General features: G+C 72.3%; 21 protein-coding genes and 1 tRNA gene. 10 read left to right on the top strand and 12 right to left on the bottom strand.

Features of this window, described 5'->3' with window-relative positions; translation table 11 throughout:
• Positions 1 to 547 precede the first annotated feature (547 nt).
• The gene (locus tag ACWDUZ_RS11995; RefSeq protein ID WP_451631696.1) at positions 548 to 1,906 is read left to right on the top strand and encodes a M6 family metalloprotease domain-containing protein; all 1,359 of its coding nucleotides are present in this window, start codon (positions 548 to 550) and stop codon (positions 1,904 to 1,906) included.
• Positions 1,907 to 2,373: 467 nt separating this feature from the next.
• Here ACWDUZ_RS11995 and ACWDUZ_RS11990 read toward each other — a convergent pair.
• The 7 genes from ACWDUZ_RS11990 to ACWDUZ_RS11960 all read right to left on the bottom strand — a co-directional run bounded on the left by ACWDUZ_RS11990 (position 2,374) and on the right by ACWDUZ_RS11960 (position 8,937).
• A tRNA-Lys gene (locus ACWDUZ_RS11990) sits at positions 2,374 to 2,447 on the bottom strand.
• Positions 2,438 to 3,082 carry a bifunctional DNA primase/polymerase gene (locus ACWDUZ_RS11985; RefSeq protein WP_451631695.1) on the bottom strand — a complete coding sequence of 215 codons (645 nt, stop codon included), beginning with the start codon at positions 3,080 to 3,082 and terminating at the stop codon, positions 2,438 to 2,440. The genes ACWDUZ_RS11990 and ACWDUZ_RS11985 overlap by 10 nt, the downstream gene beginning before the upstream one ends.
• Positions 3,083 to 3,238: 156 nt before the next feature.
• Positions 3,239 to 3,610, bottom strand: a complete 372-nt coding sequence (locus ACWDUZ_RS11980) for a hypothetical protein (protein ID WP_451631694.1) — start codon at positions 3,608 to 3,610, stop codon at positions 3,239 to 3,241.
• Positions 3,611 to 3,793: 183 nt separating this feature from the next.
• Positions 3,794 to 5,164, bottom strand: coding sequence for an AAA domain-containing protein (locus ACWDUZ_RS11975; RefSeq protein ID WP_451631693.1), 1,371 nt, complete (start codon positions 5,162 to 5,164; stop codon positions 3,794 to 3,796).
• Positions 5,161 to 6,804 carry a hypothetical protein gene (locus ACWDUZ_RS11970; RefSeq protein ID WP_451631692.1) on the bottom strand — a complete coding sequence of 548 codons (1,644 nt, stop codon included), beginning with the start codon at positions 6,802 to 6,804 and terminating at the stop codon, positions 5,161 to 5,163. The genes ACWDUZ_RS11975 and ACWDUZ_RS11970 overlap by 4 nt, the downstream gene beginning before the upstream one ends.
• Positions 6,795 to 8,027 carry a hypothetical protein gene (locus ACWDUZ_RS11965; protein WP_451631833.1) on the bottom strand — a complete coding sequence of 411 codons (1,233 nt, stop codon included), beginning with the start codon at positions 8,025 to 8,027 and terminating at the stop codon, positions 6,795 to 6,797. Before ACWDUZ_RS11965 ends, ACWDUZ_RS11970 begins: the two co-directional genes overlap by 10 nt.
• Positions 7,978 to 8,937: a phosphatase PAP2 family protein gene (locus ACWDUZ_RS11960; protein WP_451631691.1), complete on the bottom strand. Its 960-nt coding sequence runs from the start codon at positions 8,935 to 8,937 to the stop codon at positions 7,978 to 7,980. Before ACWDUZ_RS11960 ends, ACWDUZ_RS11965 begins: the two co-directional genes overlap by 50 nt.
• A 224-nt stretch (positions 8,938 to 9,161) precedes the next feature.
• On the opposite strand from ACWDUZ_RS11960, the gene ACWDUZ_RS11955 reads away from it, so the two are divergent.
• Entirely contained in the window at positions 9,162 to 9,758 is a 597-nt protein-coding gene (locus ACWDUZ_RS11955) for a histidine phosphatase family protein (protein WP_451631690.1), read from the top strand.
• A 58-nt stretch (positions 9,759 to 9,816) separates the two neighbouring features.
• On the opposite strand, the gene ACWDUZ_RS11950 is transcribed toward ACWDUZ_RS11955, so the two are convergent.
• Both ACWDUZ_RS11950 and ACWDUZ_RS11945 read right to left on the bottom strand, forming a co-directional pair.
• A complete protein-coding gene (locus ACWDUZ_RS11950; protein WP_451631689.1) occupies positions 9,817 to 11,040 on the bottom strand; it encodes an RNA-guided endonuclease InsQ/TnpB family protein in 1,224 nt (407 codons plus the stop codon).
• Between the two features lie 224 nt (positions 11,041 to 11,264).
• Positions 11,265 to 12,878 (bottom strand): hypothetical protein, encoded by a 1,614-nt coding sequence (locus tag ACWDUZ_RS11945; protein ID WP_451631688.1) that lies wholly within the window; start codon positions 12,876 to 12,878, stop codon positions 11,265 to 11,267.
• A gap of 298 nt (positions 12,879 to 13,176) precedes the next feature.
• Between ACWDUZ_RS11945 and ACWDUZ_RS11940 the strand changes: the two genes are divergently transcribed.
• Positions 13,177 to 13,596, top strand: coding sequence for a hypothetical protein (locus tag ACWDUZ_RS11940; protein WP_451631687.1), 420 nt, complete (start codon positions 13,177 to 13,179; stop codon positions 13,594 to 13,596).
• A 63-nt stretch (positions 13,597 to 13,659) separates the two neighbouring features.
• Entirely contained in the window at positions 13,660 to 14,529 is an 870-nt protein-coding gene (locus ACWDUZ_RS11935) for a spermidine synthase (RefSeq protein ID WP_451631686.1), read from the top strand.
• A 93-nt stretch (positions 14,530 to 14,622) separates the two neighbouring features.
• Here ACWDUZ_RS11935 and ACWDUZ_RS11930 read toward each other — a convergent pair whose 3' ends face one another.
• Positions 14,623 to 15,150, bottom strand: coding sequence for a hypothetical protein (locus ACWDUZ_RS11930; RefSeq protein ID WP_451631685.1), 528 nt, complete (start codon positions 15,148 to 15,150; stop codon positions 14,623 to 14,625).
• 162 nt (positions 15,151 to 15,312) lie between these two features.
• On the opposite strand from ACWDUZ_RS11930, the gene ACWDUZ_RS11925 reads away from it, so the two are divergent.
• The 3 genes from ACWDUZ_RS11925 to ACWDUZ_RS11915 all read left to right on the top strand — a co-directional run bounded on the left by ACWDUZ_RS11925 (position 15,313) and on the right by ACWDUZ_RS11915 (position 18,976).
• The gene (locus ACWDUZ_RS11925) at positions 15,313 to 16,017 is read left to right on the top strand and encodes a response regulator transcription factor (protein WP_451631684.1); all 705 of its coding nucleotides are present in this window, start codon (positions 15,313 to 15,315) and stop codon (positions 16,015 to 16,017) included.
• Positions 16,014 to 17,417 (top strand): sensor histidine kinase, encoded by a 1,404-nt coding sequence (locus ACWDUZ_RS11920; RefSeq protein ID WP_451631683.1) that lies wholly within the window; start codon positions 16,014 to 16,016, stop codon positions 17,415 to 17,417. The genes ACWDUZ_RS11925 and ACWDUZ_RS11920 overlap by 4 nt, the downstream gene beginning before the upstream one ends.
• Positions 17,418 to 17,527: 110 nt before the next feature.
• Positions 17,528 to 18,976 (top strand): glycoside hydrolase family 18 protein, encoded by a 1,449-nt coding sequence (locus ACWDUZ_RS11915; RefSeq protein WP_451631682.1) that lies wholly within the window; start codon positions 17,528 to 17,530, stop codon positions 18,974 to 18,976.
• A gap of 211 nt (positions 18,977 to 19,187) precedes the next feature.
• On the opposite strand, the gene ACWDUZ_RS11910 is transcribed toward ACWDUZ_RS11915, so the two are convergent.
• Together ACWDUZ_RS11910 and ACWDUZ_RS11905 are read right to left on the bottom strand one after the other, a co-directional pair.
• Positions 19,188 to 20,612 (bottom strand): GH1 family beta-glucosidase, encoded by a 1,425-nt coding sequence (locus ACWDUZ_RS11910; RefSeq protein WP_451631681.1) that lies wholly within the window; start codon positions 20,610 to 20,612, stop codon positions 19,188 to 19,190.
• 138 nt (positions 20,613 to 20,750) lie between these two features.
• Entirely contained in the window at positions 20,751 to 21,800 is a 1,050-nt protein-coding gene (locus ACWDUZ_RS11905; protein WP_451631680.1) for a LacI family DNA-binding transcriptional regulator, read from the bottom strand.
• Positions 21,801 to 22,293: 493 nt separating this feature from the next.
• On the opposite strand from ACWDUZ_RS11905, the gene ACWDUZ_RS11900 reads away from it, so the two are divergent.
• The 3 genes from ACWDUZ_RS11900 to ACWDUZ_RS11890 all read left to right on the top strand — a co-directional run.
• Complete coding sequence (locus tag ACWDUZ_RS11900) at positions 22,294 to 23,616, top strand: ABC transporter substrate-binding protein (RefSeq protein ID WP_451631679.1); 1,323 nt, start codon at positions 22,294 to 22,296, stop codon at positions 23,614 to 23,616.
• Between the two features lie 482 nt (positions 23,617 to 24,098).
• Positions 24,099 to 25,091: a carbohydrate ABC transporter permease gene (locus ACWDUZ_RS11895; RefSeq protein WP_451631678.1), complete on the top strand. Its 993-nt coding sequence runs from the start codon at positions 24,099 to 24,101 to the stop codon at positions 25,089 to 25,091.
• Between the two features lie 14 nt (positions 25,092 to 25,105).
• Positions 25,106 to 25,866, top strand: a 761-nt coding sequence (locus ACWDUZ_RS11890; RefSeq protein WP_451631677.1) for a carbohydrate ABC transporter permease, incomplete at its 3' end; no start/stop codon positions are given.

The raw sequence follows: 25,866 nt of genomic DNA, 5'->3' as shown, positions 1-25,866 counted from the left end.
GTACCGGGCGACTTCGTAACATCACTCTGTGTGACTTTCGGCTGGATGAGGTCTGCCGCGGGCGTCGGCCCTTCGGACGTTCCGCTCACCGCTCGCTCCCGCAATGCACTCGGTCTTCGTATCGGTCTCGTCGGGTGGCCGGCCGGGTGACGCACGGCCGCCGGGCCCGTGTCCGCGCAGGAAGTGCCAGGAAAGTGTGCCGATCATAGATGCCGACGCCTGACCCGTTCCAGCCACGTGCCGGTCCCGCCGTACGGCGGATCCTTCCGGCAGTTCGTTTCTGCTCGTGCCTGGACGGGTTCTTCCGGCAACCGACCACTTGTGACGTTCCGTGAGTGGTTCGGGGGTGTCGCCTTCTGGATCCGCCACGGCGGCGAACTCCCCACGGACCCCGGCCGCGAGCACCGCACAGGCGACGGCCCGGTGCGGCGCGAATTCGTACCACTCACCCTTCCCTCACCCTTCCGGTGCAGACAAACAGGGCGTACACCTACAAAGTCCCACAGGCTGGGTGCGGTGTCCCCGTGAACCGCCCCCGGAGGTCCCTGTGCCGCGTCAGCTCCCTCTGAAGGCGCTGGGCCGTGACGCCCTCGGAGCGCTGACCGGGAGGGCGGCACGGCCCCGACTGCGCAGTACGGCGGCCGTGTTCAGCGTCCTGTCGGCGGTCGCCGCCACCTCGATCCTGAGCGGTCCCTCGGTCGCCGAGCCCTTCTCGCCGGCGCCCTGCGAGCTGCGGCGGACCGACGCGCACCACTCGGAGGGGGTGGACACCTGGAACGCCGCCTATGCCCGGCCCACCAAGCCGATCGACGCCGTGATGGTCTTCCTGTCCTTCCCCGACTCGACCCCACTCACCACCCCGGCGGAACTCGCCGCCGACCACTTCCCGGCGACCAGCCGGTTCTACGCACAAGCGTCCTACGGCAGGTTCGTGCTGCGCCCGCATCCGCTGAAGCGCTGGATCCGGATGCCCCGGCCGTCCACCGCGTACGCCATGCACCGCGACTGGAACTTCGCCGACCGGGCCGCCTATCTGCGGGACGCCCTCGCGGCGGCCGACAAGCAGGTGGACTTCTCGCGGTACCAGGTCGTCTACTTCGTCGCCGATCCGGACGCGCCCGGCGTCGACTCGGACGCCACGAAGGTCGTGAACCTGGACACCCCGCTGCGGGCCGACCACACGGACATCCGCCGGGTGGTGACGGTGTTCGAACGGCATCCCCCTGACCGGCTGGTGCTCGCCCACGAGACCGGACACGTCTTCGACCTGCCGGACCTGTACCACCGGCCCTCGGACGGCAAGGGCGACTGGGACACCTATGTGGGCGACTGGGACCTGATGGGCAGCCAGTTCGCGCTCTCGCCGGACCTGTTCGCCTGGCACAAGTGGAAACTCGGCTGGCTGGACCCGCGTCAGGTGGCGTGCGTACGAGGAACCGGGCCGACCCGGCTGACGCTGGAGCCGGTGGAGGTGGGCCCGGCGGGCGTGGACGTGCCCGATGCCCAGTCGCCGGGGTCGGGTGCCGCCGGGCCGCCGATGTTCGGGCTGGGCGGCGGCACCAAGCTCGCGGTGGTGCGGACCGGGAGCGACAGCGCGCTGGCGTTCGAGGTGCGGGAGTCGATCGGGAGCGACATCGCCGGGTGCCGGGAGGGGGTACTGGTGTACCGGGTGCGCAGCGAGACGCAGTCGGGCGGCGGCCCCGTCCAGGTGATCGACGCCCACCCGCACACCTCGGCCTGCACGAGCAGCTCGGTCTACCCACCGCTCGCGGACGCGCCCGTCGGCGTCGGGGAGAGCTTCACGGTGCCGGGCGACGGCGTCCGTGTGCAGGTGCAGGACCGCACCCCCTCGGGCGCGTACACGGTCGAGATCACGCCCGGCTACCCCACGTCGCAAGCGGGTTGACCCCACGGAAGGCGCGTGGAGGTGGGGCGGGTGGCGAGGCGCGGATGCGGGGCGGCGCGTGGAGGGGCGCGGGTTGGTGAAGCACCGACGGGGGCGGTGCGCGGAGGGAGTGTGGGATGGCGAGGCGCAGATGCGGGGCGGCGCGTGGAGGGGCGCGGGTTGGTGAAGCACCGACGGGGGCGGTGCGCGGAGGGAGTGTGGGATGGCGAGGCGCGGATGCGGGGCGGCGCGTGGAGGGGCGCGGGTTGGTGAAGCACCGACGGGGGCGGTGCGCGGAGGGAGTGTGGGGTGGCGAGGCGCGGATGCGGGGCGGCGCGTGGAAGAGGGGTGCCAACGAAGCTGCGACGAGAAGAGGCGTCGGGGGGTGTGGGTGGCGAAGCCCCCACAACGCGCGGCAGAGCCGCGCAAACACAACGATGGCGAGACAGGTTCGCGCTTTCCGCGAACACGCCTCGCCATCGCCATCGTGCGCCGCCAGGGACTCGAACCCCGGACCCGCTGATTAAGAGTCAGCTGCTCTAACCAACTGAGCTAGCGGCGCCTGCTGACGTCGTAGACCTTAGCATCCTGGTCGGCGGGAGGAAAAATCGAAATCCGTACGGCCGCACGGGCCGCCCGCACGGCCGCCCAGACCAGGACCTCCGGGCCGGGCAGCCACGGGTGGCGGGTGTCCGGAGCGACCAGCCAGCGGGACGTGGATCGCGTGAGCCCGGTGCCGCCGACCGGGGCCGGCACGGTCACCGCGTCACCGTTGCCGTGGCACAGCAGCGGGGGTACGCCGCCGGCGCGTCCGGAGCCGTCCTGACGGGTCCGGGACCCCCAATCCTCCCAGTCCAGCAGCGACGGCAGCCGCTGCGCGGTGCCCGGGGCGGCGAACAGCAGCATCCGCCCCCGGCGGACGGCCACCGGACCCGTGCCCGGGCCCTCCACCCACAGCCGGTCCAGCATCCGGCGGCCGAAGATCGCCGGTGCGCTGACCACGTCGAAGGCGGCGCCGCACGGCAGCACGACGGGCGCGTCCGGCCGTTCCCGCCAGAACGCGAGCGTGCTGCGGGGGTACGGGCCGGCCGAGGCGAGCCAGGCCGCGCCGTCCGCGGTGACGCCGGAGGCGTCGGAACGGTGGCCTGCCGTGAGGTCGGGGCGGTCGGCGAGCGGTTGCTTCCCTGTGCGGCTCATGCGATACGTCTACCGAGCGTGAGCCGGTCCATTCACAGGGTTGCCGGAAACCGGGACAGAACGGGGAGTCGGGGAGTATCTTGCCCACCTGGCATATGCCGGTGTGACCCGGCGGGGATGCGCCAGGCGGCGGAAGAGCTGTGCGGCGGTGGTGCGTCAGACGGGGTCGGCCGGATTGGTGTGCAGACCCTCGGCTCCGCGCAGCAGGTCCCGTCCGAACTCGACCATCTTCTTGGCATAGTCCTCGGTCCACTCCGCCCGCTCGGCGATGTCCGCCGGGCTCAGCCGGTCGAACCGCCGCGGGTCGGCGAGCTGGGCCGCCGCGATCGCCTGGAACTCCACGGCACGGTCGGCCGCCGCACGGAACGCGAGCGTCAGCTCGGTCGCCCGCGCCAGCAGCGCCCGCGGGTCGTCGATCGACTCCAGGGCGAAGAAGTGCTCGGAGTCGGCGACGGCCTCGGCGGGCTCGAAGAGCAGGGGCGCGGGGCGTAGCCGCGGCTCGTTCCGGCGCGGCTCGGGCTCCGCCATCTTGTGTCCTCCTCGTACGGTTCGATCGGTGACACCTCTACGGGGCCACCCTCCATTGTCCCGCGCCCGTGCAAGGGGGCGGTCGCATCGCGGCGCCTGCCCGTCCCGGGGTCACGCGGGAGCCGGCGGACCGGACCGAGGCAGTTACTACCCACCCCGGCGGTTCTCAAGGCCCGGACATACTCAAGGCGCCCACGGCACGCGATGTTCCCGCAGCCGGGCCAGTACCGCGTGGTTCGCCTCCCAGCCGTCGGGGAACTTCACCGTGACGCCCAGCTGGACCGGCTCCGTGGAGGGGTGGTCGTCCAGCAGGTCTCCGACTCCCGCGCGGCAGATCACGATGCACGCGTGCCGGTGACGGGAGGCCAGGACGCACAGGCGGCCGGTCTCCAGGTGGAAGGCGGTGGCGTCGGGGCGGCCGGAGAGCGGATGCAGGACCACCGTGACGTCGAACTCCCGGCCCTGGAGCCGGTTCGCCGTGTCCACTGTGACGTTCGTTACACCGAGCTCCGCCAGCGCCGCCCGCACGGCCGCCGCCTGGTCGCGGTGCGCGGTGCCGACGGCGATCCGGTCGGCGGTCAGCGGAGCCGGGTCGGGGGACCGCTCCGAGACGGCGGATCCGCCCCGCTCCAGCAGCCGCGCCACGACCGCCGCCACCGCCCGCACCGCCTCGGGGTCCGTGCGCGGAGTGTGCCGCGCGGGCAGCTCCAGCAGGCCCCAGCCCGCTGCCGCGGCCTCGTCGATCACCCGGTCGGGGCCCGAGCCGTCCGAGGACACCGCGAAGGCGAGCCGCCGGTCACCGGGCTCGGTGCCGCTGCGGAACGGCGTGTACGGGTAGAACGCGTCCGAGACCAGCGGCGCCGCCGACGCCGGGAGCCGCCAGGACACCGGCAGCCGGTGCTGGGGCAGCTCGGGGTTGTGGGCCAGCAGGGTGGTCACCGCGGAGGCCGACGGGTCGTACGACAGCCCCGCCCACTGCTCGCCACCCACGATCGAGAACGGGTCCAGCTGACCGGGGTCGCCCACGAACAGCGCCCGCTCGAACAGCCCGGCCACGGCGAGCAGCGCGTCGGAGCGCATCTGGTACGCCTCGTCGACGATCGCGTGCCGCCACGGCTCGTCGACCTTCACATGCGCCCACTTCGCGGCCGTCGACAGCACGACGTCCAGACCGGCGAGATCGGCCGCCTTCGCCGACTTCCGTACGTTGGGCAGGCCGTCGAGGGCCTTGTCGTAGGGGTCGGTGTCGCTGCTGTGCAGCCGGCCCACCGGCAGTTCGGGGTTCTTCTCCGCCAGCCGCACCACCAGGTCGTCGACCTGCGCGTTGGTCTGCGCGACCACCATCAGCGGCCGGCCGGCCTGGGCCAGCTCCAGCGCCGCGCGGACCACGAGCGTCGACTTGCCCGCACCCGGCGGGGAGTCGACGACGACACCGCGGTGCGTGCCGTGCAGGGTGTCGCGCAGGATCGCCCCGGTGGCGCGGGCGGCCGCCGCACCCGGATCGAGGGCGGCGCCGTCCCCAGGTCGCCGGGCGGGGTGCGCGGGGGCGGTCACAGCACGTCCTCCTCGGTCACCGGGTCCGGGAGCTCCGGCACGCTCTCCTCGTTCGGCGGGCCGCCGTGCGTCCACGGGGTCTGCTCGGGGTCGGGCAGCTTCGCGCCGCCGCGCTGCTCGTGCTCGAACAGCGTGAAGCACACGTGGTCGCCCTTCTCCGGCACGGAACCGGCCTCGGGCTCCTTGCCGCGGCCCATCTTGTCGACGATCCGCAGCACGATCAGCCACCCGTCCGCCCCGGGACCGTCCGTAGCGGCAGGGTCTTCCCGCGGACCCCGGTCCTCCGCGACGCCGACGAACTCCGCCGACTGCGGCTTCCCGCCCAGCGAGCGGTACACCCGGACCCGCTCGCCCAGGTGCGGCCGGTCGTCCGTGCGCACGGTGACCAGCGGGCGCGGGCTGGGCCGTCTGCCCTCGCTGTACGCCATGGTCACGTCGGTCACCTCGCCCGCGAACGCCTCCCCGGCCAGCCGCCGCCCCGCCATGACCAGCGGGTCGTCCAGCGCCTCCTGGGCGTCGAGGCGGGCCTGCTCCCGCTCGCGAGCGGCCAGCTTGTTCGCGGCGGTGACCGCGTCGTCGCGGCGCGGCTGCGGCGGTTCCCCTGCCAGCACCCGGTCGCGGTGGCCGGTGAACGACCAGCGGTCGCGCGTCCACCGCTCCGCCACGTGGGCGCCCTCGGGCAGCGCCCGCAGCAGGTCCAGACCGTCCCAGACCTTCTCCCACGTGGGGCGCGTGCACTGTTCGACGAGCCCGCGGATGTGCTGCTCGGCGGCGGTGAGGGCGCCGAGCCGGCCGTCGGCCTCCAGGCCGTCCTCGGCGGCGGCCAGCGCGGTACGGGCCCGGTCGTAGCGCTCGATGGCGGGGGCGAGCAGCTTGTTGTCGAACGCCGGGTCGGTGGCCGGGCCCGCGGGCGGGCACTCGAGCTGGCCGGCCGTGTCCCGCGCGAGCTCCGCGCGCAGCGCGGCCTCGGCGCCCGAGACGCCCTCCGGCGGGGCGATCCACGCCAGCAGCGCCCCCAGGTGCTGGTCCTCCAGGCTGGACTGGCCGGTCGTCCAGTGCCGGGCCAGCACATCGCTGAGCGCCAGCAGCAGCGACGAGCCCGGCACCCGGGCCCGCTCCCCGAAGTGGGTCAGCCACCGTCCGAGCAACGGCACCCTCGGCGGGGCCGGGTGCGGGGCCTCGGGGTCCTGCTCGGCGGTGCGCCGGAACCGCATGGAGCGTCCGAGCAGCCGTACGAAGTCGATGCCCGCGCGGCTCGGCACGATCAGCTGGGGCGCGTCCGCGCACAGCTCGACCTCGACCTTGACCCGCTTGCCGGTCTCCGGGTCGGTCTCGCTGCGCTCGGCCGCCTCCACGGTGTCGGCGTAGGAGTCGATGTACGGCAGGATCACATCGGCCAGCTCGGCCAGGAACGCGAACCTGAGGTCCCGGTCGCGCGGCTGCGGCACGGCCAGCAGCCGGGGCGCGTCCCGGTCGGTGCCGACCAGCGCGCCCAGCGGAGCGCCGGCCTCACCGGCGGTGGTGAGCGGCACGAAGACCAGCGGGCGCCCGGAGAGATGCCGGTGGCGGACGGTCGCGGCGGGCTGGGCGCGCCCGGCGCGCACGGCCTCCAGCCGGGCCAGGGTGGTGATCAGCGACACGCCGCCTCCCGGAGGTCCCGGTGCGCGCGGTCCCGCAGGGCCGGGTGGCCGCCGGGTGCCTCCTGGTGGCCGCTCAGCGCCTCCGCCCGCAGCCTGGCCGCCCTGCGCAGGGCGGCCACCGCCGGGTCGTCCGGGTCGCCGGCCTCGCCGTGCGCCGCGGCCAGGACGTCCTCCACCGTGGTCAGGCCGCCCAGCTCGGCGCGGACCGAGCGGCCCAGGGCGGTCACGGCGCCCTGGGCGCGAGAGTTCGCCCGGCAGTGGAAGGCCAGCTCACAGGCGGCCAGGCACTCGGGCGCGTAGGTCGCCGGGACCGCCTCGACCGCGGCCGTCAGCTCCTCGGCGGGCAGCTCGGGCGAGAAGCACACCCCTTCGGGGAGCGTGTCGGCGATGTCCTGGACCCGCGTGAGGCGCGCGAGCTGGCGGGCGGTCACCGCGCGCTGTTTGCGGACGTCCACGGCGGAGGCGGTGGGCAGATTGGAGAAGTCCTTGGGGCAGACGAGCAGCACCCGGTGACGCACCCGCGGGGCGGGTGTCCCGTCCGAGGCGTCGTCCTGGCCGGCGACCTCCCGGATGTCCCGGGTGATCCGGGCGGCGACGTCCTCCAGCGCCAGGACGTACACCGCGGCCTGGCGCGCCGCCGCGCCGACCTTCGCCGGGTCCGCGGAGCCGTCCAGCATCGGGAACGACTTGATCTCCACGACCGTCCAGCTGCCGTCCGGGTGCACCGCCACCGCGTCCGGCTCCAGGTAGGCGGGGGAGCCGGCCACCTCCAGGGCGAGCATCGGGTGGTCCAGCAGCGTCCAGCCGCCCGCCGCCGTCGCCTCGCGCAGCGCCATCGCCGTACGCTCCGCGCGTCCCTCGGGGCCCGCCGCGGTCAGGTCCGGGACCGGGGCGCCATGCGGCGGCTCCGCGCCGGCGTCCAGCCGCTGGTGCGCCAGCCGCAGCAGTTCGGCACCGCCGTCGGCCTTGACCCGGGCCTCGAACGCGTTGCCCCGCACGAAAGCGAACTGGGACTGGCCGAACGCCGAGGGCGACCCCAGCGCGCCGGCCAGCGCCGCCTTGTCCACGCCCGCGCCGTCCAGGATCGCGCGCCGCCTGCACCCCGGGTTCGCGGCCAGTGCCGCCAGCGCACGGGCGTCCAGCGCCCGGGCCGGGACACCGGGGCCGCGCAGCTCAGCGAGCCGGTGCCGGAGCCTCGTCCCCCGCGTCCTGGGAGGAGGCACCCGGCTCGGCTCCGGAACCGAGCCGTGCTTCGCGCTGCCGTGGAATTCGCTCACCCGCCGAAGTCTGGCATCCACCACTGACAATCGGGGAACCAGCGCCGCTCGCGAGCCCCGCGACGGCCGGGACACGAGCCGCCAGCTCCGCCCGGGCCAGGTCCACGCCCCGCATCAGGTACGGCGCGAGCAGCAGCCCGACACCCATCACGGCCACGCCCGCCACCGCGTCCAGCAGGTAGTGGTTCGCGGTGCCCATCACCACCAGCGCGGTCAGCAGCGGGTAGGCGACGCCGGCCGTCTTCGCCCAGCGCGTGCCGCCGTGGCGCCACAGCATGATCCCGCACCACAGCGCCCAGCCCACGTGCAGGCTCGGCATGGCCGCGTACTGGTTGGTCATGCCGCCCAGGCCGCGCGGTGCGCTGGCCTCGCCGCCCCACCAGCCGTACGAGCTGTAGTGGGCCATGGTGTCCACGAAGCCGTGTTCCGGGGAGAGCAGCCGGGGCGGGCAGGTCGGCAGCAGCGTGAAGCCGATCAGCCCGATGAAGGTGGACCCCATCAGCCAGGTGCGGGCCGCGCGGTAGTGCGTGGTGTGCGCCCGGAACAGCCACACCAGGATCGCGGGCGTCACCACGTAGTGCAGTGAGGCGTACCAGAAGTCGGCCGGCACGCCGAGCCAGGGCTCGCGCGTGAAGAGGCGGTTGAGGGGGTGCTCGGCGTTGAGGTGCAGCAGCTTCTCCAGCCGCAGGATCGCCAGTCCGTGGTCGACGGCGCCGGAGACGTCACCGCGGACCAGCAGCCGACCCGCCGAGTAGCAGCCGTACACCAGCAGGATCAGCGGCAGTTCCGTCCACCAGCGCAGCCGGGTCCGCGGGGTCGCCTCGGTGCGCGGTGCCGGTGCCTCCGTCTGCGGCATCCGATGCCCCTCCCCGTTCTCGTCGCTCTTGTCGGTGCTGCGGCTCCCGGTGATCTCCGGTGTGTCCGGCCGGTCGTGCCACTTTACGGTCTGTGCGCCCGCCTTCAGGGGGCACCCCGGCCCTCAAAGACGCAGAGATCGACCCTCGGGTTGCTCCTGCACAGGGTGCGCGATGATGGAAGGGTTGCGTATGAAGATCGTACTTTTTTCCCGGAAGGCTCCCCATGGCACCGCGCATCCTGCTGGCCCGGCACGGACAGACGCAATGGTCGCTGTCCGGCAAGCACACCGGCAGGACCGACGTCCCCCTCCTCGAGGAGGGTCGGCGCGGCGCCAAGCTCCTCGGCGCGCGGCTGCACCGGCCGCCCTTCGACGGCCTGCCCGGTGTCGAGGTCCGCACCAGCCCGCTGTCCCGCGCGCGTGAGACGTGCGAACTGGCGGGCTTCGGCGACCGCGCGACGCGCTGGGACGCGCTCGTGGAGTGGGACTACGGCGCCTACGAGGGCCTCACGCCGGGGCAGATCCAGGACGAGCGGCCGGGCTGGCTCATCTGGCGCGACGGCGTCCCGGGCGGAGAGACGCTCGCCGAGGTGACCGCCCGCGCGGACGAGGTGGTGGCCTGGGCGCGGGCCGAGGACCGTGACGTGCTGGTCTTCGCCCACGGGCACATCCTGCGGTCGATCGGGGCACGCTGGCTCGGGCTGCCGCTGGACTTCGCGGCGCGCATACGGCTCCATCCGACGTCGCTGTCGGTGTTGGGGTGGGCGTACGAGGAGCCGGCGATCGAGAGCTGGAACGACCTGGGGCACCTGGTCGCTTGACTTGCTCCTCGGGCTGAAGCCCGAGGATTCTGGCCTTCCTTGACTGGTTGCTGTGCCGTTACGCGGCACGGTTTCCGGTCGGGAATCCGTGGCTTCCTGTTTCTTCGCGCTGTGCCGGGATGGCTCCTGGTCTTACCGGCGCTCCGCAGGCCGATACCGCCAGTCCGGCGGCCGTCTTGATGTTGATCGCGGCGTTGGTGTCCCGGTCGTGGACGGTGCCGCAGGCGCTGCAGGTCCATTCCCGCACGTTGAGGGGTTTGGGTCCGTCCACGGTGCCGCAGGTGGAACAGGTCTGGGAGGTCGGTGTGAACCGGCCGATCTTGACCAGGGTGCGGCCGTACCGGGCGGCTTTGTACTCCAGCATGCTGATGAACTGTGCCCAGCCGGCGTCGTGCACGGACTTGGCCAGCTTCGTGCGGGCCAGTCCCGCCACCGACAGGTCCTCCACGGCGATCCCTTGGTTCTCGCAGATCAGCTTCGTGGAGAGCTGGTGGTGGAACTCACGGCGTGCATCAGTGACTCTGGCGTGGGCGCGGGCGACCTTCAGGCGGGCCTTGGCCCGGTTCTTTGATCCCTTCTGCTTGCGGGACAGTTCCTTCTGGGTCTTCTTCAGCTTCTTCTCCGCGCGCCGCAAGAACCGCGGGGAGTCGATCTTCGTGCCGTCGGACAGGACCGCGAAGTGGGTCAGGCCGAGATCGATGCCGATGGTGCGGTCGGTCGCGGGCATCCGTGCGGCGTCGGCGGCGGGGTCGGTGTCGATGACGAAGGAGGCGAAGAATCTTCCCGCCGCGTCCTTGATGACGGTGACGGAGGTGGGCGTGGCGGGCAGGGGGCGGGACCACTTCACCTTCACCGCGCCGATCTTGGGCAGGTTCAGACGGCCGCTGCCGGTGATGCTCCAGCGGGCATTGGCGGTGAACCGGATGGCCTGCCGGGCGTCCTTGCGGGACTTCAAGCGGGGTGGACCGGTCCCGGGTCCCTTGCGGGTGGAGCCCAGGGAGGCGAAGAAGTTGCGGTACGCCATCTCGGCGTCCCGCAGGGACTGCTGGAGCACCACCGCGGAGACCCCGCCCAGCCAGGACCGCTCCCTTGTCTGCTTCGCCTCGGTGATCAGCTTCCGGGACAGCTGTCCGACTGTCGGGAACGGCTGTCCGGCCTTACGGGCGTTTTCACGGGCGCGGACCGCGTCGTTGAACACGACGCGGGCGCACCCGAACGCCCTGGCCAGCGCGGCCTGCTGAGCGGCGTCGGGATACACCCTGAAGGCGTACCGGAGCTGCATGACGATCACACTAGGCACGTCGAACCCACGTCGTCACCCAGAACATGTGAGCGACCCGTCACCGTCACGCAGCAGAGTCCGGCTCCGCCGGAACGCCACCGCGAGGCTCCGCGTCGCGACCACAGGACTCGCTTCACCCCCGGCCTGAAGGCCCGAGCACTGCGAATGATTCCTGGTAGCGCCCGGTGCCCGTGGGGTGCCGGGGTGGGGAGCGCGGACGGGCCCTATGACCGTGGTGTGCTCGCGTGCCGCTCCAGGAACTCGGACACCCCGCCGGCCCGCCGGTGCGGCAGCAACACCCGGGCCGTTCCCGCCAGCATCGTCTGGATGCGGGAGGACTGGACCTGGTCCAGGAGGTCCAGGACCCGGCTTCCGGCGGCCGCCGCCTCGTCGGGACGCCCCCCGCGCGCGAGGTCGTCGGCCAGTTCCGCCGTGTAGAGCGCGATGTTCCGGGTGAAGTGGGGGTCCTGGAGCCGCGCGGCCCGCCGCGCGTGCCGCGCCGCACGCTCCCAGTCGCCGAGCGTGGACCAGCACTGCGCCTCCAGCCCCTGGAGCTCGGCCTCGCCGTAGAAGCTCATCCACTCCGGGTCGGCGTCCGAGGTGCCCCGGTCGTAGAGCGCCTGTGCGCGGGTGAGGGCCTGCGCGCAGCCGGTGCGGTCGGCGAGCCCCGCCCAGCCGCCCGCCTCGCGCAGCGACAGCAGCGACATCAGGCGTGCCGAGCCGAGCCCGCGCGCGACGCGCTGGGCGGCCTGCGCGGCGCGCACCGCCTCCCGCGGCCGTCCCGCGTCCCGGGCGAGGAACGCCGTGTTGCAGAACGCGTGCGCCTCCAGGGCGGGGTCCGAGGTCATACGCGCGGTGGCCAGTGCCTCCGCGTAGTGCGAGCGGGCGTCGTCGAAGCGGCCGGAGTCGTGCGCCAGCCAGCCCACCGAGATGGCCAGTTCACCGGCTCCCGAGTGCAGCCGGTCGGCGGTGGCCTGCCGGGTCGCGCCCGCGTCGAGCAGCGCGTAGGCCGCGCGCAGCGGGGCTGCCGCGCGCCGGTAGAGACCGTCCGCGCCGTGCCGGTCGTCGAGCAACCGGATCCTGCGGACGGCCTCTTCGAGGGCACCGACGTCGCTCGCCCCTGCCCGGCGGACCGAGCGGTCCGCGGCCGAGGCGTCGAAGGCGAACCCCAGGGGGCCCAGCGAGGCGGCGGCCACCGTGGCGCCCCCGCGGGTCATGAATGCGCGACGCAGCACGTCGCTCTCCTCGTGGTCTTCGTGCGGGTGGTACAGGTCTTGCAGGTGGTACAGGTCTTGCGGGTGGTACGGGTCTTGTGGGCGGTACGGGTGTTGCGAGTGGTACTCGTCTTGCCGGTGGTACGGGTCCTGCGTGTTGTACGGGTCCTCTGTGTCGTAGGGGTCATCACCGCGGTACGGGGCCCGCGTGCCGTACGAGTCGTGCTCCCCGTACGGGTGATACGGGTGGGACGCCCCCGGCGTCTCACGCGGGGCGCGTTCCTGGGCCGTGACGCGCGGGCGGGGAGCCTCGTCCGCCCGCGCACGCGCCGCGCGCCCGCGGACCGTTGAGCGGGGCGCGAACCCGAGGTCGGTGAGTGTCCGGCCGGGGAACATGTGCAGGAACACCCGTTCGTAGGCGTAGTTGGGGCATCGGATCTCACCCGCCTCGACCCGTCCGATGTAGCGCGCGTCACAGCTGACCCGCTCACCGATCTCGCGGGCAGCGCGCCGCACCGCCGCGGCGAACTCGGCCGGCGAGCGGTGTCCCCGCAGTTGCCGGAAGGCGAGATTCGGCCGCGGTGGCCGGGGGGACTGAGACGAGGTCACCGTTGACGACGCCATGGCCGGGCCCTCTCGTGCGAACCGTCGAACCATGCCGGAGACAGAGTGAGTTGTCCGACTTGCCCGAGTGACACCCTGTTTCCGGCGAGCAAGAACGTACCTGCTGTGTCCGACTCGCCACGCAGCGTTTGGCTACAAACCGGATATCTCATCCACGATCTGCCATGAACTGCCATCCTTTGCGGCTGACTTTGTGCGTAGCCGTTGACGCGGTGCCGCGTTGAACCCGGTGGTCCGGGAGCCGCCCGGCTCCCGACCCGCTCGCTCACGAGGAGGGGTACGCGTGGTGGAGGCCGGGATGCAGACCGACGGAAGCGTCGATTCCCGCGCGCCGTCGCCGATGCCGCCGATGTCGCCGACGGCGGCGACCGGGGCCGGGTGCGACCTGGTGACGGTGCCGGCACGGCAGGGCCTGGAGGCCGTCGACATCCTGCGCCGCGGAGCGGCGGACGCCGTGGGGCCCGTACTGCACGACGACGGCGGGGACACGCTGGCCTTCGTGGTTCCGGCGGGCACGGCCGCGGGCTGGGACGTCCCGGGGAGCACCTGCACGAGGACGGACGGCCGCGGACTGCGGACGGCTCCCGAGCCGCCGGTGGAAGGCTCGGACTGGCTGGTGCCGCCCGGGGAGGCCGACCTCGCGACGGACCCCGCCGTGCTGCGGCGCGCCCTGGGCGAGGCGGCGCGGATGATCGAGGCGGCGGACAGCTGCAGCTGACTCTCCGGCCCGCGTGACCGGCTCGCGCGCGTGCGGCCCGCAGCCGCTTGCGACAATGGCGCCATGGGAAGGACCAGGAATCCGCGCCGCGCACGCGGAGCCGCCGAGGCCGTCGTCGAGCAGGTCGACGGCGGGCTGGCCGAGCTCATACCCGACCGGGAGCGGGCACGGGGCTGGACCCTGCTGATCGACGGGGCCCCGCAGTCGTACGTCGACCTGGACGACCCGGCGTATCTGTCCTTCGAGTACCAGCGACGGCTCGGGCACGTCATCGACCTCGCGGCACCCGCGGGGAAGCCGATCCACGCCGTGCACCTCGGCGGAGGCGCGTTCACGCTCGCCCGGTACGTCGCCGCCACCCGGCCCCGCTCCACCCAGCAGATCGTCGAGCGGGACGCGGCCCTCGTCCAACTGGTGCGCCGCGCGCTGCCGCTGGACACGGCCGCCCGGATCCGGGTGCGGTCCGTGGACGCCCGCGTGGGACTCGCCAAGGTGCCGGACGGCTGGGCCGATCTGATCGTCGCGGACGTGTTCAGCGGGGCCCGTACGCCCGCCCACCTCACCTCGACTGAGTTCCTCGACGAGGTCCGCCGAGCCCTGAAGCCCGGCGGGCTCTACGCCGCCAACCTCGCCGACGGCCCGCCATTGGCCCACGTCCGCGGTCAGATCGCCACCGCCGCCGCCCGGTTCGGGGAACTCGCCCTGGTCGCCGACCCGACCGTGCTGCGCGGCAAGCGCTTCGGCAACGCGGTGCTCGTCGCGGGCGACCTCCCGCTGCCGGTCGCCGAACTCACCCGCCGAGCCGCCTCCGACCCCCACCCCGGCCGTGTCGAACACGGGCGCGCCCTCGCCGACTTCACCGGCGGAGCCCTCCCCGTCACCGACGCCGCGGCGGTCGCCTCGCCGGCTCCGCCGGCGTCCGTCTTCCGCTGACCACCGCCACGGACGAAGGCGACGGGCTGCGACGGACCGGCCCCCAGGGCATCACGCCCTACGGCCCCGAAGGCGTCAGGCTCCAGTGCGGCACTAGTAGTTGCCGATCTCCACGTGCGGTGGTCCGTCGTGCCAGGTGCAGAAGACCGACACCCGGTTCGTGCCCGAGGTGAACTCCACCCGGATCCAGCTCTCCGTCTTCCACACCTGCATCGACCAGCCCGTACCCGGGGTGGCCGAGACCAGGGTCGCCGAGGCGGTGCCGAGGTCGAAGACCGCCCGGCCGCCCTCCGTGTCGTAGCTCTTGACGTGGCCGGAGGCGGTGGGGGAGGGGTCCGCGTGGTTCGTACCGGGCGCCGGCTTCGAGGCGTCGGGAGCGGCCGGGGTGCGGGGCGACTCGCTCGTCCGCCGCGAGGGGCTCTGCGACGGGGCCGGCCGTTGCGTGGAGGAGGCAAGGGGCGCCGACTCCGGCGTGGCCGCCCCGCCGGCCGCGATCGGCAGGGCACGCGGCGGGTCGTAGGCGGTGCCCGCCATCACCGTGTGCACACCCCACCACGACAGCGTGACCGCCGCGCTCGTCGCGAGCGACCACGCCAGTACGTGGACGAGTCCTCTGTGCATCGCGGCCATAGTGCCTCACCCGCCCCACCGATGTCGCACGAATGCGGCCGGGGTGAGTTCCTCCACAGGAGTCGGCCCGGTTCGTCCACAGGCCGCCGGGAGCGGCGGGGAGTTGTCCACAGGCCCGCACCGGATCCGTTCGCATGGCGTACGGTGCGGCGCATGGCACGTGTGCTCGTGGTCGAGGACGACCAGTTCGTACGCTCGGCGCTCATCCGGCACTTGACCGACGCCTCGCACACCGTGCGCAGCGTCGGCACCGCGCTGGAGGCGCTGCGCGAGGTCGCCCACATCCGCTTCGACGTGGTCGTCCTGGACCTCGGACTGCCCGATCTGGACGGCTCCGAGGCGCTGAAGATGCTGCGCGGCATCACCGACGTCCCCGTCATCATCGCCACCGCCCGCGACGACGAGGCGGAGATCGTCCGGCTGCTCAACGCCGGGGCGGACGACTACCTGACCAAGCCGTTCTCCGTCGAGCATCTCGCCGCGCGCATGGCCGCCGTGCTGCGCCGGGCCCGCTCCGGCGCCGCCGAGGCCGCGCCGTCCACCGTGCTGCGCGTCGGCGGGCTGACCGTCGACCCGCTGCGCCGTCAGGCCGCACTGGACGGCGCCCGACTGGACCTCACCCGGCGCGAGTTCGACCTGCTCGCCTTCCTGGCCTGCAGGCCCGGTGTGGTCGTCCCGCGCAAGCAGCTGCTGGCCGAGGTGTGGCAGCAGTCGTACGGCGACGACCAGACCATCGACGTCCATCTGTCCTGGCTGCGGCGGAAGCTGGGGGAGACCGCCGCCCGGCCCCGGTATCTGCACACCCTGCGGGGCGTCGGCGTCAAGCTGGAGCCACCCGGAGCGGAGCCGGCGCGATGAGATGGGCACTGGTCAAGGTCTGTCTGGCGGTCACCACGATGGTCGTGGTCGCCTTCGCGGTCCCGCTGGGGCTGGTCATCAAGGAGATGGCCCGCGACCGTGCCTTCTCCAACGCCGAGCGCCAGGCCGCGGCCGTCGCGCCCGCGCTGTCCATCACCACCGAGCGGGACCAGTTGGAGCGGGTCGTCGCCTCGGCCGGCTCGGACGCGCAGATGGCGGTGCACATACCGGCGGCCGACGGCGAGCCGGCCGTCGACATCGGCCGCCGTCACGCCGCCGAAGCGGACATCGTCACGGTGCGGAAGATGGGCCGTGCCTCCACCACCGAGGTGCCCGGCGGATCCACCCTGCTCCAGCCGGTCGCGCTCAGCTCCGGCGCCATCGCGGTCGTGGAGGTCTACGTCCCCGAGGCCGAGGTCACCAACGGCGTCGGCACGGCCTGGGCGGTGCTCGCCGGCGTCGGAGCCGCGCTCGTCGTCGGCTCGGTCGCCGTCGCCGACCGGCTCGGCGTGCGGATGGTGCGGCCCGCGCGGCGGCTCGTCGAGGGCGCGCACGAACTGGGGGAGGGAAAGCTGGGCGCCCGGGTGCCCGAGGAGGGGCCGACCGAACTGCGACTCGCGGCGGTCGCGTTCAACTCCATGGCCGACCAGGTCGTCCAACTCCTGGCGAACGAGCGGGAGCTGGCGGCGGACCTGTCCCACCGGCTGCGCACGCCCCTGACCGTGCTGCGGCTGAACGCCGCCTCCCTCGGCGAGGGCCCGACCGCCGAGCAGACCCGGGCCGCGGTCGCTCAGCTGGAGCGCGAGGTGGACACCATCATCCGCACCGCCCGCGACGCCAAGCCGCAGACGGCGGCCGCCGGTCCGGGCGCGGGCTGCGACGCGGCCGAGGTGGTACGGGAGCGGATGGAGTTCTGGTCCGCGCTGGCCGAGGACGAGGGACGCAAGTGGCGTGTGGCCGGGGTCGACCGGCCGGTGCGCACACCCGTGGCCCGCGCCGATCTCGCCGCCGCACTGGACGCCCTGCTCGGCAACGTGTTCCGGCACACCCCCGAGGGCACGGCCTTCGCGGTGGACGTGCACCACGGGGACGACGCCGTGATCGTGCTCGTCTCCGACGCGGGCCCCGGCATACCCGACCCGGAGGCGGCCATGCTGCGCGGAAGCGGATCCGGCAACGACGGATCCACCGGGCTCGGCCTGGACATCGTGCGGCGCCTGGCGGAGTCCACCGGCGGCGACGTCCGGATCGGCTCCTCGGTGCTGGGCGGGACCGAGGTGCGCATCTGGTTCCAGCTCGCCGGACGCGGACCGGCGGGCCGGGCGCGCCGAGGGGCCGTACGAAGACGCCGGACGGGCCGGCTGGTCCCCACCTTTAACCGTCCCCGATCCCTTCCTTAAGCGCACCCTAAGATCCCCGACCGCCGCCCGTATCAAGGGGTTTGTCCCCTTCGGGACCGCTAGCGTGCTGCCGCACCCCACCCCAGTGAACAGCGAAGGCAGGCACGCGCATGAGCACGCACCGGCGCAGGATCAGTGGCAGGAACAAGGCGATAGGCGGTCTGGTGGCGGCCGCCGCGATCGGTGGCGGAGCGCTCGTGTTCACCGCCACCGCGCAGGCGGCCGGGGTCGGCGCCGCGTACACCAGGACCAGTGACTGGTCGACCGGCTACACCGCGCAGTACGTCGTCACCAACAACAGCGGTCAGACCGAGAAGGACTGGACGCTGGAGTTCGACCTGCCGACGGGCGCGAAGCTCAGCTCGCTGTGGAACGGTGAGTTCACCGCGAGCGGGCAGCACGTCACCGTGAAGCCGGCCAAGTGGGACACCGCCGGGCTCGCCCCGGGCAAGTCGGTCACCGTCGGCTTCGTCGTCAACGGCACCGGCGACCCCACCGGATGCCGTATCGACGACGCCGCGTGCTCCGCCGACGGCGGCGCCACCCCCGAACCCAGCGGTCGGCCCACCCAGTCCGCGACCCCGACGCCCACTCCCACCCCCACCAGGAGTTCCACGCCGACGCCGACCCCCACCCCGTCCCGGAACACCGGAACGGGCACCACCGCCTCCGCCGGCTTCGCGCCGTACGTCGACACCTCGCTCTACCCGGCCTTCGACCTGCTGAAGAGCGCGGACGCGACCGGGGTGAAGAACTACAACCTCGCCTTCGTCACCGACGGCGGCGGCTGCACCCCGAAGTGGGGTGGTGTCACCGACCTCGGCAGCGACGGCGTGGCGTCCCAGATCGGCGCGCTGCGCGCCAAGGGCGGCGACGTGCGCGTCTCCTTCGGCGGCGCCTCCGGCTCGGAACTCGCCACCACCTGCTCCTCGGCGGACGCGCTGGCGGCGGCGTACGGCAAGGCCGTGGACCAGTACAAGCTCACCAAGGTCGACTTCGACGTCGAGGGCGGCGCACTGCCCAACACGGTCGCCAACACCCGCCGCGCCCAGGCCATCGCCAAGCTCCAGCAGCAGCACCCGGGCCTGGACGTCTCCTTCACCCTGCCCGTCATGCCCGAGGGCCTGACCCAGGACGGCGTGAACCTGCTGGCGAACGCCAAGTCCAACGGGGTGAGGATCTCCACCGTCAACATCATGGCGATGGACTACGGCGCCTCCTACAGCGGCGACATGGGCACCTACGCCGAGCAGGCCGCCACCGCCACCCAGGCGCAGATCAAGAGCGTCCTCGGCCTGTCCGACAGGGCCGCCTGGAAGGCGGTCGCCGTGACCCCGATGATCGGTGTCAACGACGTCTCCTCGGAGGTCTTCAAGGTCGACGACGCCACCCAGCTGGTGAACTTCGCCCAGTCCAAGGGTCTCGGCCGGCTGTCCATGTGGTCGGCCACCCGCGACAAGCAGTGCGCCGGCGGCACCAAGCCGACCGCGGACGCCACCTGCAGCTCCATCGCCCAGGACCCGTTCGCCTTCTCCAAGGCGTTCGGCGCCTTCGAATGATCGTGCCCGTCCGCGCATGAACCCCGTGGGGCGCGGCACTCCCCTACTGCTTTCGCGTGCCGCGCCCCACAGTCCCCCCGTAGGCGGGTTCCTCCCCTACCCGCGGTCTTCCTTCGGTGTTCCCCCGGTGTTCCCCGGTGTTCCTTCGGTGCCCCGCCTGGTCCCGTCTGGTCCCGTCTGGTCCCGTCTGGTCCTGCCTGGTCCCGTCCGGTCAGAGAGCGTCCACCGGCGGAAGCTGCCCGCTGCGGGCCGCCTTCCCGTACCAGTGGGCGCTGGACTTGGGGGTCCGCTGGAGGGTCTCGTAGTCGACGTAGACCGCGCCGAACCGCTTGGCATAGCCGTAGGCCCACTCGAAGTTGTCCATCAGGGACCACAGGTAGTAGCCGCGCACGTCCGCCCCGTCCGCGAGGGCGCGGTGGACGGTCGCGAGGTGGGCGTGCAGGTAGGCGACGCGCTCCGGGTCGTGCACGCGGCCGTCGCCGTCCACCTTGTCGGGGAAGGCCGCGCCGTTCTCCGTGATGTACAGCGGCACCCCCGGCGCCAGCCGGCTGTAGCGCATGATCAGCTCGTGCAGTCCGCCCGGGTCGATCGTCCAGCCCATCTCCGTGCGCTCGCCCGGCGTCTGGTGGAACGCCACGTCCGCCGAGCCCGGCCACGGCGAGTGCTCGCTCGCGCCGTGGCCGTCCGTGCGCGGGCCCTCGGGCGCTCTCTCGGGGGAGGAGACCAGTGCCGGCGTGTAGTAGTTGAGGCCGAGCGCGTCCAGCGGCTGCCTGATGTCCGCGAGGTCCTTGTCCAGGACGAACGACCAGTCGGTGACCGACGAGGTGGCCTCCAGCAGCGTGGCCGGGTACGCCCCTTGCAGCATCGGGCCGTGGAAGACGCCGTTGGCCAGGTCGTCGATCCGCTGGGCCGCCGCGAGGTCCGCCGGGTCCTGCGTCAGCGGCCGGATCACCTGGGAGTTGAGGCTGACCGCGATCGAGTCGCGGGCGGGCAGCACCGAGCGCAGCGCCTGCGTGGCCAGCCCGTGCGCCAGGTTCAGGTGGTGGGCCGCGCGCAGGGCGGCCTGCGGCTCGGTCCGGCCGGGCGCGTGCACCCCGGAGCCGTAGCCCAGGAAGGCGCTGCACCACGGCTCGTTGAGAGTGATCCACTGCTCCACGCGGTCGCCGAGCGCCTCGCCGACGAGCTGCGCGTACTCCGCGAAGCGCAGCGCGGTGTCCCGCTCGGGCCAGCCGCCCGCGTCCTCCAGTTCCTGGGGCAGGTCCCAGTGGTAGAGGGTGAGCGCCGGCTTGATCCCGTGGGACAGCAGCTCGTCGACCAGCCGGCGGTAGAAGTCCAGGCCCACCTGCACGGCGGGACCCCGGCCGGTGGGCTGCACCCGCGGCCAGGACACCGAGAAGCGGTAGGCCGTCAGCCCCAGCTCCGCCATCAGGGCCACGTCGTCGCGGTAGCGGTGGTAGTGGTCGACGGCGACGTCCCCGGTGTCGCCGCCGGCCGTCCTGCCGGGCGTATGGCTGAAGGTGTCCCAGATCGAGGGGGTGCGGCCGCCCTCCCGCACCGCACCCTCGATCTGGTACGCGGACGTCGCCGCGCCCCAGAGAAAGGCGGGAGGGAAGGACACGGTCATCGGTTCGGGCATGGAATCGCTCCCACGAGTCGAGTGGGACCCATTATGCATGGGAGCGCTCCCACGTCGCCAGGGGGGTGCCACGCCTCGCTCGACCACTTTCGAGGCCTTCGCAGTCGCCTGCTCGGTGGCCGCGCGGCCAGACGCCCCTTACGTCGACTGCCGTACCACCAGCTCCGTCGGAAGGACCACCTGGCGGTGGCCGGTGCCGCGGCGGGTGATCTCGTCGAGCAGGAGGTTCGCCATGGTGCGGCCCATCTCGTGGACCGGCTGGCGGACGCTGGTCAGCGGGGGGTCGACGTGCCGGGCCACGATCGAGTCGTCGAAGCCGATGACGGCGACGTCGTGCGGCACCCGCAGGCCCGCGGCGCGCAGTTCCAGCACCGCGCCCGAGGCCATCACGTCGGAGGCGGCGAACACGGCGTCGAGACCGGGGTGCCGGCGCAGGAGTTCACGCATGGCCGCGCGCCCGCCCTCCTCCGTGAAGTCGCCGGACGCGACCAGGTCCTCGTCGGCGGTGTGGCCGGCCTGCCGGAGCGCCTCACGGTAGCCGTCGAGCCGGGCCCGGGCCACGTCCATGTCCAGCGGACCCGTGATCGTGGCGATGGCCCGGCGGCCGCCCGCCAGGAGGTGCTCGACCGCGACCCGGGCGCCGCCCGCGTTGTCCGAGCGGACGTGCCCGAGCGGCTCGGCGGCGTTGCGGCGCCCGGCCAGCACGGTCGGTACGGCGAGTTCCTCCAGCTGGTCGGGCAGCGTGTCGTCGCTGTGCACCGCCATCAGCAGCACCCCGTCCACGCGCTGTGCGGACAGGTAGGGCGCGAGCCGGGAGTACTCGGTCGCGTCCCGTGCCAGCACCAGCAGCAGCTGCATCCCGGCCCCGGCCAGTCCGGCGGAGACCCCTCGGATGATCTCCGAGAAGTACGGCTCGGAGAAGAGCCGGGTCTCGGCGTCGGGGACGACCAGGGCGATCGAGTCGGTGCGGCGGGTGACCAGGGCGCGGGCCGCGCGGTTGGGAACGTAGCCGAGTTCGGCGATCGCCTGCTCCACGGCGGCCCGGGAGCGGTCGCTGACCTTGGGTGAGCCGTTGATCACCCGGGAGACCGTGCCGCGGCCGACGCCCGCTCGGGCGGCGACGGCGTTCAGGGTCGGGCGCCGGACGTCCGCGGTCCTGTGCGGCTGCGGCAGTTCGGCAGCGGTCATCGTTCACCTTCCGGTGCGTCGTGGGCGGCCGCTTCATTCTCACCCAAAAAAATCCGGCCACTGCCCCCGCGCCCGGCCCGGAGTCGCCCCTTCCACGGCCGAACCCTCGGTGACCTGTGTAAACGAGGCGTGCGGCGGGCGGATGACGCAGGTGTTACGCCGAGTTGTGCGACACATTCACGTGACGCGCGGAACACGCTTGGGCAACAACGCCGTTTTCAACTCTTGACACCTGGCCCGGCAACAAGGAGTCTTCCGAACATGCCGCGTGGGAGCGGTCCCACGGGTGACCGGGGCTCTCTCCCGTGTGGCCGAAACCACCAACGGCCCTTCCCTCTGTACTCGTCGTCACACCGTTGACCAGCACCGTTTCACCGCACGCCGAGTGCAGTGGGCTGGCCGCTGCTCGATCCGAGAGGGCAGGTCCGGACCGTCGTACCTCGGCGGTCGGATTCCTGAGGTCCCGTTCCCCACTGGAACAAGGAGTAGTGGAATGCGCATCACCCGTACCGGCGGTGGCCGGGGTCGCAGAGCAGCGGCCGTGGCCACGACGGTCCTGACGGCTTCGGCCCTGCTGCTGACTGGCTGCAGCAGCGACGACGGCGGCTCTGACGCCGCGGACTCCGACGGGAACATCACGCTCAAGGTGCAGGACTTCGGACAGTTCGGCTACAAGGAGGCCGGTCTGTTCGCGAAGTACCACGAGCTGCACCCGAACATCACGGTCAAGGAAGAGACGTCCGCCAACGAGCCTGACTACTACACCAAGTTCCTTCAGCAGCTGAACTCGGGCAGCGGTCTCGGGGACGTCACGGGTATCGAGGTCGGCCGCATCACGGAGGTCGTCTCCACCCGGGCCGACAAGTTCGTCGACCTGAGCAAGTCGATCGACGTGAACGACTGGGTGACCTGGAAGGAGAAGCAGGCCACCACCAAGGACGGCAAGGTGATCGGCGCCGGCACCGACATCGGCCCGATGTCGCTGTGCTACCGCAGGGACCTCTTCGAGAAGGCCGGCCTGCCGACCGACCGCGAGGACGTCGCCAAGCAGCTCCAGGGCGGCTGGGAGTCCTACATCGAGCTCGGTGAGCAGTACCAGAAGAAGGCGCCCCAGGGCACCTACTTCATGGACTCCGCGAGCGCGATGTACAACGCGGTCGTCTCCTCCTCCCCGGAGCAGTACTACGACGCCGACGGCAAGCCGATCTACAAGGACAACCCGGCCGTCAAGAAGGGCTGGGACCTGGCCGCCGAGGCCGCGTCGAAGCACCTGACCAAGGGCCTGGCCCAGTTCCAGGACCCGTGGAAGGCGGCCCTGCGCAAGGGCAGCTTCGCCACCGTGGTGTGCCCGGCGTGGATGGCAGCCCAGATCCAGAACTACTCCGGTGACGACTACAAGGGCAAGTGGGACATCGCCAAGGCGCCCGGCAGCGCCGCGGCCAACTGGGGCGGTTCCTTCCTGGCCGTTCCCAAGAGCGGCAAGCACATCAAGGAGGCCACCGAGCTGGTCAAGTGGCTGACCGCGCCGGAGCAGGAGGCGGCTGTGTTCAAGGCGGCCGGTATCTTCCCGTCGAACAAGGGTGCCTACCAGCTGGCCAGCGTGAAGAACGGCAAGCTGCCGTACTTCAACAACGCCCCCATCGGCAAGATCTACGCCGAGGAGGCCAAGACCATCCCCGCGGCGGTGCTCGGCCCGAAGGACGGCACCATCAAGGACACGATCTCCAATCAGATCAACAACATGGAGCAGCGCGGCACCAAGCCCGACAAGGCCTGGAAGGACGCGACCGAGGCCATCGACAAGGCGATCGGCTGACCCACCGTGTGCGGGCGGCCCGCCGGCCGCCCGCACCGCGCCCGCGCACCGGGCCGCACCGCGGCCTTCGCGGCGGGCGTGAGGGTCGTCCGCGCCGCAGTACTGCAGGCGACCCGGCCGTACGGACGCAGGCCCGCGTATCCGAGCAGCCTCCCCGCACGGGTGCGCGAGCCGACTCCGTACCACCGCGAGAACCCGGCGGACGCGGCGCGGGCCGTACCGCATGGTGACGTGGAGGGTCCGCCGCACGGACCGGGCCGCGGGCCGGGTCCGGTATGGCACGAAGCACCTCGTCACCCCGCAGCACTCAGCGGGGCCCGGAAGCCGGCGGCCGGGTCCCGCATCACACGCACGTCAGGCCGCGGCGCGGACCGCTCGATACCGTGGCGATCCGCTCGGGGAGCGACGGGATGGGCGCCCGGCCCGCGAAACTCGCCTCCCACCCCGTACCCGGCCGAGATTTCCAGGGAAGGACTCCCTCCGTGGCAACGACAACCCCCACACGGGGTGCCTACACCCCGCCACCACGCGGCACCGGCGCCGCATCGAAGACACACAGCAAGTGGCGCACCCGACTCTGGCGCTTCGACGACAAGGCGTCGCCGTACGCCTACATCGCCCCCTTCTTCCTCATCTTCGGTGCCTTCGGGCTCTACCCGCTGCTCTACACCGGCTGGATAGCCCTGCACCGGGTGGAGATGACGGGCCTCGACCAGTCCGAGTGGGTCGGCTGGCACAACTTCTCCGTGATCCTGCAGGACTCCGAGTTCTGGACGGCCGTCGCCAACACCTTCATCATCGGCGTCATCTCCACCGTCCCGCAGCTGCTCGTGGCCCTCGGCCTGGCCCACCTGCTCAACTACAAGCTGCGCGCCAGCACCTTCTGGCGGACGGTCATCCTCACCCCGTACGCCACCTCGGTGGCGACCGCCGCCCTGGTCTTCGCCCTGGTCTTCCGCCCCGACGGCGGCCTGCTCAACTGGGCGCTCCACTTCTTCGGCGTCGGCAACATCGACTGGGGCAACGGCCACTGGTCGTCGAAGATCGCCATCTCCGTCATCGTGATCTGGCGGTGGACGGGCTACAACGCCCTGATCTACCTGGCGGCCATGCAGGCAGTGCCCAGTGATCTGTACGAGGCGGCCTCCATCGACGGTGCCACGCGCTGGCAGCAGTTCCGCAAGGTGACCATTCCCTCGCTGCGTCCGACGATCCTGTTCACCATCGTGATCTCGACGATCGGTTCGATGCAGCTGTTCGGTGAGCCGTTGCTTTTGCAGGGCGGCACCCTCGGCTCCGTCGGCGGCAGTGACCATCAGTACGAGACGCTGAGCATCTATCTGTACAACTACGGCTGGAAGCTGGGGCATCTGGGTCCGGCCGCGGCCGTGGCCTGGGCGATGCTCGTGCTGCTGCTGCTGATCGCCCTGATCAACTGGATCGTCGGCCGGTTCGTGCGCAAGAGCGCGGCCTGACGGGAGCGATATCCATGACCACGACCAGTCCCACCAAGACCGCCACGCCGAATCTTCCCCCGGCCAGGCACGCCGCCCCGTCGGAAAAGCGCGGTGGCCGGTTCGGCATCCGTGCCGGCCAGCAGCTCCAGGGCGGCCCCTTCACCTACATCGCGCTCGTCGTCGTCGGCCTGGGCTCGATCTTGCCGTTGTACTGGACGCTGGTGGCCGCCTCCAACAGCCAGCAGCGCGTCCTGGACAGCCCCCCGCCGCTCGTGCCGGGCGGCAGGCTGTGGCACAACCTCCAGGCGGCCTGGGAGCAGGCGCACCTGGGCAAGGCCATCGTCAACAGCGTCATCGTGTCCGGCTGCATCACCGTGGCCACGCTGTTCTTCTGCACCCTGGCCGGGTACGCGTTCGCCAAGATGCGTTTCCGCGGCCGTGGCGTGCTGATGACCGCGGTGATCGCGACGCTGACCATTCCGCCGCAGCTCAGCGTCGTCCCGCTGTTCATGCTGATGTCGGACATCGGGTGGGGCGGACACCTGGAGTCGGTGATCTTCCCGACCCTGGTCGGTGCCTTCGGTGTCTTCTTCATGCGCCAGTACCTGCTGGAGGCACTGCCGTACGAGTTGATCGAGGCGGCCAAGGTCGACGGGGCGAGCAACATCCGCATCGTGTGGAACGTGGTGCTGCCCGCGGCCCGCCCGGCGATGATGGTGCTCGGCATGCTCACCTTCGTGCAGGCCTGGAACGACTTCTTCTGGCCCTTCCTCGCGCTGAACCAGGAGAACCC

Source organism: Streptomyces sp. NPDC003393 (assembly GCF_053589015.1).
This window is presented reverse-complemented; position numbering and strand designations above follow the sequence as displayed.

Coding starts and splice junctions, on each gene's coding strand:
- ACWDUZ_RS11900 (WP_451631679.1), top strand. CDS start 22,294: ATGCGCATCACCCGTACCGGCGGTGGCCGGGGTCGCAGAGCAGCGGCC.
- ACWDUZ_RS11920 (WP_451631683.1), top strand. CDS start 16,014: ATGAGATGGGCACTGGTCAAGGTCTGTCTGGCGGTCACCACGATGGTC.
- ACWDUZ_RS11945 (WP_451631688.1), bottom strand. CDS start 12,878: ATGGCGTCGTCAACGGTGACCTCGTCTCAGTCCCCCCGGCCACCGCGG.
- ACWDUZ_RS11950 (WP_451631689.1), bottom strand. CDS start 11,040: ATGCAGCTCCGGTACGCCTTCAGGGTGTATCCCGACGCCGCTCAGCAG.
- ACWDUZ_RS11910 (WP_451631681.1), bottom strand. CDS start 20,612: ATGCCCGAACCGATGACCGTGTCCTTCCCTCCCGCCTTTCTCTGGGGC.
- ACWDUZ_RS11905 (WP_451631680.1), bottom strand. CDS start 21,800: ATGACCGCTGCCGAACTGCCGCAGCCGCACAGGACCGCGGACGTCCGG.
- ACWDUZ_RS11940 (WP_451631687.1), top strand. CDS start 13,177: ATGCAGACCGACGGAAGCGTCGATTCCCGCGCGCCGTCGCCGATGCCG.
- ACWDUZ_RS11915 (WP_451631682.1), top strand. CDS start 17,528: ATGAGCACGCACCGGCGCAGGATCAGTGGCAGGAACAAGGCGATAGGC.
- ACWDUZ_RS11980 (WP_451631694.1), bottom strand. CDS start 3,610: ATGGCGGAGCCCGAGCCGCGCCGGAACGAGCCGCGGCTACGCCCCGCG.
- ACWDUZ_RS11930 (WP_451631685.1), bottom strand. CDS start 15,150: ATGCACAGAGGACTCGTCCACGTACTGGCGTGGTCGCTCGCGACGAGC.
- ACWDUZ_RS11955 (WP_451631690.1), top strand. CDS start 9,162: ATGGCACCGCGCATCCTGCTGGCCCGGCACGGACAGACGCAATGGTCG.
- ACWDUZ_RS11960 (WP_451631691.1), bottom strand. CDS start 8,937: ATGCCGCAGACGGAGGCACCGGCACCGCGCACCGAGGCGACCCCGCGG.
- ACWDUZ_RS11925 (WP_451631684.1), top strand. CDS start 15,313: ATGGCACGTGTGCTCGTGGTCGAGGACGACCAGTTCGTACGCTCGGCG.
- ACWDUZ_RS11935 (WP_451631686.1), top strand. CDS start 13,660: ATGGGAAGGACCAGGAATCCGCGCCGCGCACGCGGAGCCGCCGAGGCC.
- ACWDUZ_RS11985 (WP_451631695.1), bottom strand. CDS start 3,082: ATGAGCCGCACAGGGAAGCAACCGCTCGCCGACCGCCCCGACCTCACG.